The following is a 13,141-nucleotide window of genomic DNA, read 5'->3' on the forward strand; positions in this document are numbered from 1 at the left end:
CGCTCTCCCCTAGCCGAGCTCGTGGTCCAACAGCGAGAGAAGCTCTCCAGCTGATGCCGAACTGATCCGGTCGGCGATACCGCCCGGTGGTCCCTCGCCCACCATCGAGCGGACCCGGCCGTGCACCTGGCCGAGCAGCGTGGAAACGGTGGTCCTGTCCTCGTCCGAGAGACCGGGGAGCGCCTCCTCCAGGCGGGCGCCCAGCCTTTCGATCTCCTCGGTCAGCCCGTCGGCCGGGGACTGCTGTCCGCCACCGGTGGCGGGGGCGATCCTGCCGATCAGGTACTCCGCGAGGGCACCGGGGTTCGGGTAGTCGAACGCGAGCGTGGCGGACAGCTTCAGGCCGGTCACCGCGGACAGCTTGTTCCGCAGTTCCAGCGCGGTGAGCGAGTCGATGCCCAGATCCCTGAACGCGACGGTGGGTCCGATCCGTTCTTGGTCGGCGTGGCCGAGGACGAGCGCGGTCTGCTCCCGGACGGCATCGCGCACCACCGCCACCGCGTCCGTCTGCGGCAACGACCACACCCTCTGCACGAGTCCGCTGTCGGTGGTCTGCCGGCGGCCCGGGTCGCCGGGCCCGGCGACCGTCCCGAGCAGACCGCGCAGGAGCGGCGACCCCGTTCGGCCGGGGTGCGGCGCGCTCAGCGCCGGGAGATGCAGACGTGCGGGCACCAGCACCGCCTGGTCCCGCGCGATCGCCGCGTCGAAGAGCGCGAGCCCTTCGTGTGACGACATCGGCCGCACGCCCTGCCGTTGCAGGCGCACGATGTCCGCCTCGCCGAGACCGGCGCCCAGCTCACCGCGTTCCGCCCAGTAGCCCCAGCACAGCGCGGCGGCGGGCAGTCCTGCGGCCCGGCGGGTTTCCGCGAGGCCGTTGAGGAACGCGTTCGCCGCCGCGTAGTTGGCCTGCCCCGCCGTCCCGAGCAGGCTCGCGATCGAGGAGAACAACACGAACGCGGACAGGTTCAGGTGCCTGGTGGCCTCGTGCAGGTACCAGGCGCCACGCGCCTTCGGAGCGAGCACCGCGTCCACGCGGTCGTCGGTCAGCGACTCGACGACCCCGTCGTCCAGTACGGCCGCACAGTGGATCACCGCGGTCAGCGGATGCTCGTCCGGCACGGCGGCGATCAGCTCGGCAACGGACTCCCGGTGCGTGATGTCGCAGGCCGCGACCTCGACGTACGCGCCCATCCCGGTCAGCGTCTCGCGGAGGCCGGCCGCCGCCGGGGCCGCCGCCCCTCGTCTGCTGGTCAACAGCAGGCGGCGCACCCCGTGCCGCTCCACGAGATGGCGGGCCAGTCTGGCTCCCAGGCCGCTGGTACCGCCGGTGATCAGCACCGTTCCGGGCCCGAGGGCGGGAACGTCCTGCGCTGTGCCGGGGGAACGGGTTCCGGCGGGACCGGCATGGACACGGGCGAGTTGCGGGGTGGTCGCGGCACCGGCTCTGATCTTGATCTGGTCCTCACCGGTGCCGGCCGCCACCGGGATGCGAGCCCAGGAGCCCCGCCGGCCGTCCGTGTCGAGGAGCGTGAACCGGGCCGGATTCTCCGTCTGCGCGGTGCGCACGAATCCCCAGACCGCGGCGGCCGCGGGGTCGGTGCGGGGCACGTGGCCGTCCTGGATCGCCTCCCGCGTGACGATGGCCAGGCGGGACGCGGAGAACCGGTCGTCGCAGAGCCAGTCCCGCGTCCACCGCAGCACACGGTGGAGGTTCCGTTCGGCGGCGGCGGGCGGGAAGTCACCGTCGGTGCCCTCGCGGTCGAGGACGGCGATGACCACCGGGGGCACCTCCGCCCCGGAAGCGGCGAGTTCGGCAAGGTCGGCGAAGACCGGCCCGCCCTGTCCCACGAGCGCGGTGAGCGCGGTCGGCTCCCCCACCACCGCATGGTCGGGGGCGACTTCGCGCGGCGGCACGGGGAGGGGAACCCAGTCCACCTGGAACAGCGAGTCGCGGTGGTCCCGGCGGCGCCCGCCGGCCACCGCTCCCCCACGCTCCGCGTCGTCCGGCAGATCGGTCTCGGCGTCGGGGAGCGGATGGTCCGACATGCCCCCGGTGGTGGTCTCGTGCGGTGTGTTCAGCCAGTAGCGCTGCCGCTGGAACGCGTACGTGGGCAACTCGGCCCACCGGCCGCCCGGATCCGGGAAGGCGTCCTTCCACGACACCGCGGCGCCCGCGACGAAGACCTCGGCCGCCGACCGGTACAGTCGCGTGAAGCCGCCCTGGCCGCGGCGCAGTGAGCCGGTCACCACCCGGGCGGTGCCGGGGGCCGTGTCGAACATCTCCTCGATGTTGACCGTGAGCAGCGGGTGCGGGCTGACCTCGATGAACGCTCCGTGTTCGCGTTCCAGCAGGCTTCGCATGGTGGCTTCGAACTGGACCGGTTCCCGCATGTTGCGGAACCAGTAGGCTGCGTCGAGCCGCGCGCCGTCGACCGGCCCGCCGGTCACCGTCGAGTAGAACGCCACCGGTGAGGGCACGGGCACGATCGGGGCCAGCTCTTCCAGCAGCCGGTCCTCGCACTGGTCCATCAGCGGGGAGTGCCCGGGAACGCTGGCCGGGATCCACCGTGCGCGTACGCCCTGCGCCTCGCAGGCCGCCACCAGTTCGCCGACCGCCTCTGCCGCGCCCGAGACGGTCGTGGAGTACGGCCCGTTGACCGCGGCGATGGCAACCCGCGAGGCCCATGGCGCCATCAGCTCCCGCACCCGGTCCGCGTGCGCGACGATTCCTGCCATGCCCCCGTCCTGGGTGACGGCGGCGAGGAGCCGGGACCGCACGGCCACGATCCTGGCCGCGTCCGGCAGGGTCAGGGAGCCCGCGACGCAGGCCGCGGCGATCTCGCCCTGGGAGTGACCGATCACGGCGTCCGGTGTGACGCCCAGCGAACGCCACACCCGTGCCAGCGACACCATCACCGCGAAGAGGACGGGCTGGACGACGTCGATCCGGTCCAGGTCAGCCGCCTCCGGCCCTGCGCACACGGTGTCGATCAGCGGCCAGGACACCCACGGCTCCAGCGCCTCCGCGCAGGCACGCAGCTGCTCGGCGAAGACCGGGCTCGTCTCCCACAGTTCGCGTCCCATGCCCGCCCACTGGCACCCCTGTCCCGGGAAGACGAAGACCGTCCTGCCCACCGGCTGCGCGACGCCGGAGACCACGCCCCGGGGATACCTGTCTCCCTCGGCGACGGCCGTGAGGCCGGCGAGGAGTTCGTCGCGATCCGCGCCGATCACCACCTGGCGGTGCTCGAACAGCGATCGCGTCGCCACCAGCGCGTGTCCCACCGCCGTGACCGGCGGCCCAGCGTCCGCCGCGACGCTGTCCCGCAGTCGCAGGGTCTGTCCCCGCAGGGCCTCGGCGGACCGCCCCGAGACCACCCACGGCACCGCCCCCGGGGCGTCGGTGGGCGCCGGGCCGGTGGCGGGGACCGCGGGCGGGCGGGCAGCGACGCCCTCCACCTCGGCCGCCCCTTCGAGGATGAGGTGTGCGTTCGTGCCGCTGACCCCGAAGGACGACACGCCCGCGCGCCGGGGCCGTCCCGGTGTGACGGGCCAGTCCCTGGCGTCGGTCAGCAGTTCCACCGATCCGGCCGACCAGTCGGCGTGCGGGGTGGGGCGGTCCACGTGCAGCGTCCTGGGCAGGACCCCGTGACGCATCGCCATGATCATCTTGATCATGCCGCCGACGCCCGCGGCCGCCTGCGTGTGGCCGATGTTCGACTTCAGCGAGCCCAGCCAGAGCGGGCTGCCGGGCTCCCGGTCCTGCCCGTAGGCGGCCAGCAGCGCCTCCGCCTCGATGGGGTCACCCAGCCTCGTCCCGGTCCCGTGGGCCTCCACCGCGTCCACCTCGCCGGGGGCGAGGCCGGCGTCGGCCAGGGCCGCTCGGACGACCCGCTGCTGGGCCAGTCCGTTCGGCGCGGTCAACCCGTTGGACGCGCCGTCCTGGTTGACGGCTGAGCCCCGGACCACCGCCCAGATCCGTCGCCCGTTGCGCAGCGCGTCCGACAACCGCTCCAGGACCAGCACGCCCGCGCCCTCGCCCCAGGCGGTCCCGTCGGCCGCCTCCGCGAACGACTTGCACCGGCCGTCGGCGGACAGCCCCCGCTGCCGGGAGACCTCCACGAACAGCCCCGGACTCGGCAGCACCGACACCCCGCCCGCCAGCGCCAGTCCGCACTCCCCGGAACGCAGGGACCGCACCGCCTGGTGGACGGCGACCAGCGACGACGAGCAGGCGGTGTCGATCGACACCGCCGGGCCCTCCAGACCCAGCACGTACGCCACCCGGCCCGAGGCCACACTGGTGTACGTCCCGGCGATCCCGAAACCCTCCACCTCGGCGGCCGCCCCGCCGCCCATCCGGGGACCGTAGTCGACCCCGTAGATCCCGGTGAACACACCGGTCGCCGAACCCCGCAGCGCGGCGGGGTCGATCCCGGCGCGTTCCAGCGCCTCCCACGAGATCTCCAACATCAGCCGCTGCTGCGGATCCATCGCCAGCGCCTCGCGCGGGCTGATGCCGAAGAACGGCGCGTCGAACTCCGCGACCCCGGGCAGGAATCCGCCCGACCGTGTGTACGTCTTCCCGTGCGCCTCGGGGTCCGGGTCGTACAGCGCCTCCAGGTCCCAGCCGCGGTCCGGTGGGAACTCCCCTATCGCGTCCACACCGGCGGACACCACGTCCCACAGTCCCTCGGGGGACGTCGCACCGCCCGGGAAGCGGCACCCCGCGCCCACGACCGCGACGGGCTCGCGAGCCGACTCCTCCAGCGCGCGCACCCGCTCGCGCAGTTCCTGCGCGTCGCCGACGGCACGCCGCAAGTAGGACCGGAGCTTGTCGACATCCTCCACTGGGTCTCCTTCACCGATGACGGGGCGAAACAGGCGGTGCTACACGTAGCCGCGCTCGATCAACGCGTACAGCTCGTCGTCACTGCGGTCCTCCGGGCTCGTCTCCTCCGCCGCCGGTGCCTCGGCCACCTCGGGTGCGAGGAGGGTGAGAAGGTGGCGAGCGAGCCTCCGGGGCGTGGGATGGGTGAAGGCGACGGTGGCCGGGAGCCGTAGGCCGGTCGCCGCGGTGAGCCGGTTGCGCAGCCGGACGGCCGCCGAGGACTCGAAACCCAGGTCCCTGAAGGTGCCGTCCGGCCGTGCCGCGGGGCCGGAGGGCGACGGATGCGGACCGGTCGCGCTCAGCACGGCCGCAGCCTCGGCGCACACCAGGCTGAGGACCGCTGACTCCGAGTCCAGCCCGGCCGCCCCGGTGCCCGCGGCGCCGGTCACGTCCGCGCCGGAGCCCCGGTCGACGGTGCCGGTGTCCTCGGGCGCCGTCAGCCAGTACCGCTGCCGCTGGAAGGCGTAGGTCGGCAGACCGACCCGGCGCGGCCGGTGCGGGGCGAACACCGCCTCCCAGCGCACGGGCACCCCGCGCACGTGCAGCTCGGCCAGTGACGACAGGACCTTGCCCGCGCTCCCGTCGTCCTTGTGCAGGGTGCCCACGACCACCGGCGAGGCGGTCAGCGCGTCGGCGGTCTCCGCCATCGCCACCTCGAGAACCGGATGCGGACTGACTTCCACGAACACCCCGCCGCGGTCCCGCATCAGTCGTTCGACGACCTCCCCGAACCGCACCGTCGAGCGCAGGTTGTCGTACCAGTACGAGCCGTCGAGCGCCTGCGTGCCGAGCGGTCCCCCGGTGACCGTGGACCAGAACTCCACCGCCGTCCCCTTCGGCGAGAGCCCCGAGGCGGCCGTGAGGAGCCGATCACGGATGCGTTCGACGTGGTGGGAATGCGACGCGTAGTCCACCTTGACGCGTCGCGCCCGGACGCCGTCCTCGGCCGCGCTCGCCTCGAACTCGTCCAGCGCCTCCCCGTCCCCGGAGACCACCACCGACGCCGGTCCGTTGACCGCGGCCGTCGAGAGCCGCCCCGGCCACCGCCTCACCCGCTCGCGCACCCAGCCCGGGGACGCGGACACCGCGCTCATCCCGCCCGTGCCGGCCAGCTCGGTCAGTTCGAGGCTGCGCAGGGCGACGACCCGCGCCGCGTCCTCCAGCGAGAGCGCGCCCGACACGCAGGCCGCGGCGATCTCGCCCTGCGAGTGCCCCACCACCGCGTCGGGGACCACGCCGAACGAGCGCCACACCCGGGCCAGCGACACCATCATCGCGAACAAGGCGGGCTGGATCACGTCGACCCGGTCCAGCGACGCGGCCCGCTCCGCGCCGGTCACCACATCCACCAGCGACCAGTCCACCCACGGCGCCAGAGCCCGGGCGCAGGCATCGATCCCGTGCGCGAACTCCTCCGACTCCGCGTACAACCGGCGTCCCATGCCGGGCCACTGGGAGCCCTGTCCGGGGAACACGAAGACGACCGGCCCCACCGGGCCCGACGCCGTCCCGCGCACCGCCCGCGCCGCGTCTGCGCCCGCCGCCACCAGGTTCAGACCGGCCAGCGCCTCCCCGCGGCCACCGCTCAGCACCACCGCCCGGTGCTCGAACAACGCCCGGGTCGACACCAGCGAGTGCCCCACGTCGGCGGCGGACAGCGACTCGTCCGCGACCACGAAGTCGCGCAGCCGGGCCGCCTGTTCCCGCAGGGCCGCCTCGGACCGCGCGGACAGCACCCACGGCAGCACGCCGGACCCGCTCCCGGGGATGACGTCCGCGTCCACCGGGCGCGGCGCCGTCGGCGCCTCGGGGGCCTGTTCGAGGACGACGTGGACGTTGGTCCCGCCCATGCCGAACGCCGATACCCCCGCCCTTCTCGGCCGGTCGGGCGCACCCGGCCAGGGCCGCGGGGCGCAAAGGACTTCGAAGTCCCTGCGGAAGTCGGGGATGGCGGGGTTCGGCGACGCGAAGTTCGGATTCGGGACCAGCAGGCCGCGGTCCACGCAGAGGGCCGCCTTCACGAAGCCGACGACTCCCGCGGCGGGCTCCAGGTGCCCGACGTTCGTCTTCACGGAGCCGATCGTCAGGGGGCGGCTGCGCCCGGTCGCTCGGAACACCTCGCGCAGACCGGAAGCCTCGGCCGGATCGCCGAGGCGCGTGCCGGTACCGTGAGCCTCGACGTAGTCGACGCTGTCGAAGGGGACGGCCGCGCGTTCCAGGGCGGACAGCACGGCCGCCGCCTGTGCGCCAGGACTGGGATCCGGCATCCGGGTGGACGCGCCCCCGCTGCCGACACCCCAGCCGCGCACCACCGCGTAGACGTGATCGCCGTCGGCGAGGGCGAGGTCGAGCCGCTTCAGCAGGACGAACGCCCCACCCTCCCCCCGGACGAACCCGTTGGCACGGTCGTCGAAGGCGAAGCAGCGGCCGTCGGGGGACAGCGCGCCCAGGTTCGCCAGGCCCAGCCCCGCCTCCGGATCGGCGATCAGCTCGACGCCACCCGCGATCGCCATGTCGACCGCCCCGCCCCGTATCCGGTCGCACGTCAGCGCCAGCGACACGAGGGAGGAGGACTGGCCCGAGTCCGCGCACAGACTCATGCCGCGGACGTCGAACAGGCTGGAGATCCGGTTCGCGATCAGCGCGCCGCCGGAGCCGAGGGCGGCGTAGTGGTCGTCCCGGTCGCTGCCGGACAGCCTGCGCAGCACCTCGTATCCGGAGGGTGCGCTGCCGACCACCACGTCGATCTCGCGACCCGCGAGCGCGACCGCCGGGATCCGGGCGTCCTCGACGGCCTCCCAGGCGAGTTCCAGCCCCAGTCGCTGCACGGGGTCCATGGCGGCCGCCTCCGCAGCCCCCGTTCCGAAGAACTCCGCGTCGAACCCGTCGATGGCGTCGAAGAACGAACCCGAGTTCAGGGCGGCGGCGTCCGGGTGGGCCGGGTACGGGGAGCCGGCCGTCCGCTGTTCCGGGAACGTTCCGACGGTCGACCGCCCGTCGAGCAGCAGGCGCCAGAACTCGCCCGGGTCCCGCACGCCGGGAAACCGGCACGACATCCCGATGACCGCGATGTCGGTGGCTGCGCCAGTCATACGAACCCCTTCCGGTTCCGTGGACCTGTGGCTCTCTCGGGTGGTGCCGCCCTCAGTGCCAGGAGGTCAGCAAGGTCAGCAGTCCGTCCGGCGCGTGCATGAAGTCGTAGTGGCCTCCGTCGACGACCCGGATGTCGACCGACTCCGCGTACGGACGCCATCCCTCCAGCTCGTCGAGGCTGACGTCGGGGTCGTCCCGCCAGTGCAGGACGACGACGGGGCACGGCACAACCACCGGCTCCGCGCGCCGGTAGGCACCCGCGGCGGCGTGGTCCTTGAGCAGTACGGCCAGGCCCATGTCGATCAGGTCCGGCCGCGGCTCGATCCCCCGGCCGCGGAGGAACGACTCCAGTTCGGCCCGCAGTTCGGACTCGGACATGGAGAGCATCCGGTCGCGCGAGGCGTGGTGCGGTGCCGGCTGGCCCGACACGAAGAAGCGGTCCGGCGGGGGCAGGCCCCGGTCGGCGAGCCGGAGCAGGGTCTCGAACGCGGGCAGCGCCCCCGCGCAGTGCCCGAAGAAGGCGTACGGCCGGTCGAGCAACGGCACCAGCGCCTCGGCCAGTCCGGCGGCGAGCTCCTCGTAGGTACCGTAGTGGCGTTCGCCCATCCGGTTCTCCCGGCCGGGGAACTGCACCGGGCAGACCTCGGCGCCATCGATCGCGGGCGGCCAGGCGCTGAAGGCCGAAGCCCCCGACCCGGAGAAGGGGAAGCAGAAGATCCGGGCGGGATGGTCGCCCTTGGACTGCGGTCTGACGAACCACGGTGATGCGACGGTGGTGGAGCCGGATGTCATGGCGTCTTTCGTTTCTGGGCGACGATGGGGAGGTGGGTCATCCCGGCGATGAAGTACGACCGCAAGTGCTCGGGCACACCGTTGAGTTCGATCGATCCGCACCGCTGCAGAAGTTCTTCGAAGAAGACGCGCAGAGTCATCCGGGCCAGCGGTGCGCCGACGCAGAAGTGCGGCCCGAAGCCGAACGCGACCTGGCGCTTGGCACCGCTGCGTGTGATGTCGAACGTATGGGGGTCGGCGAACTCGGAGGCGTCCCGGTTCGCCGATCCGATCCACGCGACGACGGCCCCGCCGGCCGGGACCATGCCCCCGCCGATCCGGGTGTCGTCGACCGCGTACCGCATGAAGTTGCAGGCGGCCGAGGTCCAGCGCAGCCCCTCCTCGACCAGGTTCGGGACGAGTGACGGGTCGGCCTGCGCCTTCTCGAACTGCCCGGGCCGCTCGACGAGCGCGAGCACCGTGCCCGAGACGGTGTGGGGTGTCGTCACGTTGGCGCCGAGCAGGATGCTGTAGCCGTTGAGGGCGATCTCTTCGTCGGTCAGCGGCGCGCCCCCGGCCCGGACGCTCATGAGGTGGTCGAGCAGGCTCCCGTCGTCCCCCTTGGCCTCCCTCCGCCGTTTGACCCACTCGGTGACGTACGTGACCAGTTCGTGGTGGGAGATGGCCAGCGTCGCGGCTTCGCCGCCGTGCTGGAAGTGCGGGTCCGAGGGGGCCGTCACCATCGCGGTCAGCTGCACGAGCTCGTCCCAGTCGCGCTCCGGGATTCCGAGCAGCGGGCCGGTGACGACGGCCGGGAGGCGCAGCGCCCGCTCGGCCAGGTCGAAGGCCGCACCGCCGACCGCCGGTTCGAGGAACCGCCCGATCGCCCGCCTGATCCGGTACTCCCAGGGTGCCACCGCGCGCGCGGTGAGCTTCGCGCCGATCGCCCTGCGGACCTGGGTGTGCCGAGGCGGGTCGGTGGAGGTCATCAGCTTGCCCGCAGCGACGTCGTCGACGCCGAGGTGGGTGACGACCGTGCCGCGCTCGGAGGTGAACTCCCGATGGTCGCCGAGCACGCGGCAGACGTCCTCGTAGCGCGTGACGGACCAGAACTCCCGGCCGTCCGGCAGGACCTGGTGGTGCAGGGGTGCCTTCACCCGCATGGCATCCCAGATGGAGTGCGGGTCGCCGGACGTGTAGAGGTCCAGGTCGAACAGGTCGACGCGGTCGAGGTCGACGTCGCGTGCGGGACCCGGCGTCAGCCTCACGTCCCCGTCCTCCCCTGCTCGATCAGTTCGGCCACCCGGGCCGGGGTCTGTGCCAGGTAGAAGTCGCGTACGGACAGTTCGACGCCGTAGTCGTGCATCACCCGGTCGACGATCCTGATCCCGATCAGCGAATTGCCGCCGAGTGCGAAGAAGTCGTCGTCCACCCCGACCTCGCGGCCGCCGAGGTGTTCACCCCACAGCGCGGCGACCTCCCGCACGAGAGACTCCGGCGCACCCTCTGGTGCCGCTCGCGAGTCTGACGCCGCATTCTGTTCACCTTGCCGGTGGGCCCGCAGCCGCGATTCCATCGCTTCTCTTTCCTCTCTCTGACGGACGCGAAGGCCCACTACTCGGGACATGCACGGCGCCTCGCCGGCAGGAGACATCTTTTGAATGGGAGTACGAGACGAGGCTAAAGCCCGGAAATGAATTACGGAAGCACGTCTTCATCGACTGCCAACCTCAAGGTAAAAGGCCGGAGAAACTCCGTGCAAGAGAGTGCGCTGTGGACGCCCGGCCGGACACCGGCTGTCCCGCCGACAGGACACCCACGGGACGTCCGGTCCCGCCCGGACCGGACCGGACCGGACCGCGGGACAGTGGCGGCCCTCCCGGCGGACAGTGTCAACGCACGCCCTCCTGGCGGGGTTTCACGTCGCCGCATCGCGCCGTCCTCGACGCGCCGGCCGCAGCGGCGCGCCGACCGCGGGCTCGGCACCCAGCCCGCGGCGCCCCACCGCGAACGGCGGTCGCTCAAGGATGCGGTGGACACCTCCGCAAAGGAGCATCTCGCGCTCCGGCTATTCGATGCACGACCGGGACAGCGTACTTCCGGCCAGCCCCGCCGCAGGGCCTGCGTGAGCAGCCGCGTCATTGCCATCGCATTTCGGAAGAATTACTGTGACGCCTGGAGGGCGCAAGAAAACCTCCGCCTATGCCAAACAATCATCTACGGGAGGGGAATTCCTTGCTCAAGTCAAAACGCCTTGCGGTGCTGCCCATCGACTCGTACGACCTGGAATCCGAATTGTCAATCGTGGACCGGCACGAGTACGGCGGCGACTATGACACCTTCACCTTCGGATCATGGTCGTCCCATGTACTGGCGAACGGCACCGGCTCCGACACCGACACCGCCTTCCGCCCGCACGACGGCCGGCTGACCCTGACCGAACTGGGCAAGCAGCTGCCGGGCGTCATGTCGCTGGTGACCGACAGCTTCCCGCTGGACCGGTTGCAGTGGGTGCGGGTCTTCAGTCTCCGCGACGGACTCATCTCACCGCACGTGGACTTCCTCGAGTTCTCCGAGCCGGGCACCAGGCTGCAGGTTCCGCTGCGCACCAGCGAGGAATCCCTCCATTCCGAGAACGACTCCGTCTACCACATCCGCCGCGGTGAGGTCTGGAAGATCCACTCGACCGACCCGCACTCCGCACGGAGCACCGCCAGGACCGCCCGGCTCTCCCTCTGCCTCGACTTCGCGGACTCCGAGGAGCCCCTCGCGATCCGCAACGACGTGCCCGCGACCGAGCCGGTCCGCATCGTCGAGCGGCCCGAGCCGACCGACGCGGAACTCCGGGAACTCATCGGTTCCGGGCGGTACTTCACTCCGACGACCATGCGGCCGGCCTTCCGCCGGTTCGCCGAGCTGCACTTCGAGCGGCGCGCACACGCCGCCGCGGCGTTCGACTGGTACGTGGAGGCCGCGCGGCTCACCGGGGACGCCAGCATGGTGGCGAAGGCGCGGGCGTTCCGCACGTACTGCATCGAGAAGCGGGGCGACGGGGAGACGTTCGACTGGTGAGGGGCCGCGGCCGTCCTCCGGGTCCGGGCGGACGGCCGCGTCCGGCCTGCTCCGCCGACGTACGGTCCCCGGCCCCCGCAACGTGTCCTCCTCCTGAGGGTGGTCATCGTCAGGTGAGCCCGAGATCAGCTCTTCACGGTGCCTTCGCGCAGCCGGTCGATCATGTGCCGGGTCGTCTCGATCGGGCTCTCCTGCGAGAGGTTCCAGGAGGATGCCGGCAGCGCCCCGTTGAGGACGGCCACCTTGTCGTCCCACTGGTCCCGGCCGGCGAAGGGGATCGTCTCACCCTCCTGGTAGGCGGGGAACGGACGGTACTTGTTGCGGCCGGTGGCGTCGGTTCCGCGGACGAGCAGTGGATCGAGGTAGATCCCCTCGCTGTGGATCCGCGTGGTCGTCGAGATGTAGCCGATGTCGAGACCGCATCGCCGCTTGGCGGAGGTGTTCGCCTCCGAGTAGTGCAGCAGATGGGGATGGTGGATCGAGACGTCGCCCGGCTCGAGTTCGATGTCCACGACCCCGCGCTTCTCCACCCACTCCCGCACCAGGTTCTCGTCGGCGGTGGAGAACAGCATGTTGGGTTCGTCCGTGCGGACAAGCGGCTTGTGCAGCGGCAGTTCGTGGCTCCCGGGGATCATCCGCAGGCAGCCGTTCTCCGTGGTGCTCTCGTCGACGGCCAGCCACACCGTCAGTGCCTCCATGGGACTCAGCGTCCAGTACGCGCCGTCCTGGTGCCACAGCACGGGCTGTCCGTCGTACGGAGGCTTGCATATGTAGTGGGCGGTGAAGCACGCGAGGTCCGGTCCGAGGAAGAACTCCCCGATGTCCACCAGACGAGGGTCCGAGACCAGACGGGCCCAGAAGGCGTCATTGCGGATCAGCGGGTGGTGGAGGTGCTCGGGGCGCAGATCCGGGTACTTGTGGGTGAGCCATTCGACGTGGGCACGCACCTCGTCCAGGAGATCCCGTGGCACGACGTTACGGATGATGGAGAAGCCCTGCTCGGCGTACTCCGCCTTGGCCTTCTCCAGTGCGCCCTCGCCCATTGTGTTCATGCGTCACTTCCTTCTCAGGTGTGCGGTACTGCCTGCCCTGCGCAACACGTTCGCGAAAGCCGCCCCGGACTCCCGCCCAACGGGCCTCCCGGGGTACGGCTCCGGACGTGGAACGGTGGTCAGGCCAGGGTGTCGGCACGGCATCGGCCGGCTGATCAGACGCTGTTGACCGGTCGATCCACCAGGCGAAACGGTTCTCGCCCCGGCAGACGCGTTTTCGCGGCCCGTCCGCTCACACGAGAACGACCCTCACGCCCGACGG

The 13,141-nt window shown here is 71.9% G+C and carries 6 protein-coding genes and 1 pseudogene; 1 reads left to right on the forward strand and 6 read right to left on the reverse strand.

All coding sequences use genetic code 11. From position 1 onward, the window contains the following. Nucleotides 1–9: 9 nt before the first annotated feature. The 5 genes and pseudogenes from I3F54_RS15795 to I3F54_RS15820 form a co-directional block, all read right to left on the reverse strand. A pseudogene (locus tag I3F54_RS15795) lies at nucleotides 10–4,812 on the reverse strand (SDR family NAD(P)-dependent oxidoreductase); the annotation flags it as partial. Between the two features lie 78 nt (nucleotides 4,813–4,890). After that, nucleotides 4,891–7,983, reverse strand: coding sequence for a type I polyketide synthase (locus tag I3F54_RS32105; protein WP_275676242.1), 3,093 nt, complete (start codon nucleotides 7,981–7,983; stop codon nucleotides 4,891–4,893). Between the two features lie 52 nt (nucleotides 7,984–8,035). Then, the gene (locus tag I3F54_RS15810; protein ID WP_240119402.1) at nucleotides 8,036–8,776 is read right to left on the reverse strand and encodes a thioesterase II family protein; all 741 of its coding nucleotides are present in this window, start codon (nucleotides 8,774–8,776) and stop codon (nucleotides 8,036–8,038) included. Then, the gene (locus I3F54_RS15815) at nucleotides 8,773–10,023 is read right to left on the reverse strand and encodes a cytochrome P450 (RefSeq protein WP_240119403.1); all 1,251 of its coding nucleotides are present in this window, start codon (nucleotides 10,021–10,023) and stop codon (nucleotides 8,773–8,775) included. The genes I3F54_RS15810 and I3F54_RS15815 overlap by 4 nt, the downstream gene beginning before the upstream one ends. Beyond that, nucleotides 10,020–10,241 (reverse strand): phosphopantetheine-binding protein, encoded by a 222-nt coding sequence (locus I3F54_RS15820; RefSeq protein ID WP_240119404.1) that lies wholly within the window; start codon nucleotides 10,239–10,241, stop codon nucleotides 10,020–10,022. The genes I3F54_RS15815 and I3F54_RS15820 overlap by 4 nt, the downstream gene beginning before the upstream one ends. A 749-nt stretch (nucleotides 10,242–10,990) precedes the next feature. Here I3F54_RS15820 and I3F54_RS15825 point away from each other — a divergent pair. Next, nucleotides 10,991–11,827 (forward strand): putative nonproteinogenic amino acid hydroxylase, encoded by an 837-nt coding sequence (locus I3F54_RS15825; RefSeq protein WP_240119405.1) that lies wholly within the window; start codon nucleotides 10,991–10,993, stop codon nucleotides 11,825–11,827. Nucleotides 11,828–11,952: 125 nt separating this feature from the next. Here the strand turns inward: I3F54_RS15825 and I3F54_RS15830 are convergent, their stop codons facing one another. Then, a complete protein-coding gene (locus I3F54_RS15830) occupies nucleotides 11,953–12,879 on the reverse strand; it encodes a phytanoyl-CoA dioxygenase family protein (RefSeq protein WP_240119406.1) in 927 nt (308 codons plus the stop codon). Between the last annotated feature and the right edge of the window lie 262 nt (nucleotides 12,880–13,141).

Source organism: Streptomyces sp. MUM 2J (assembly GCF_022414535.1).
Taxonomy (GTDB): domain Bacteria; phylum Actinomycetota; class Actinomycetes; order Streptomycetales; family Streptomycetaceae; genus Streptomyces.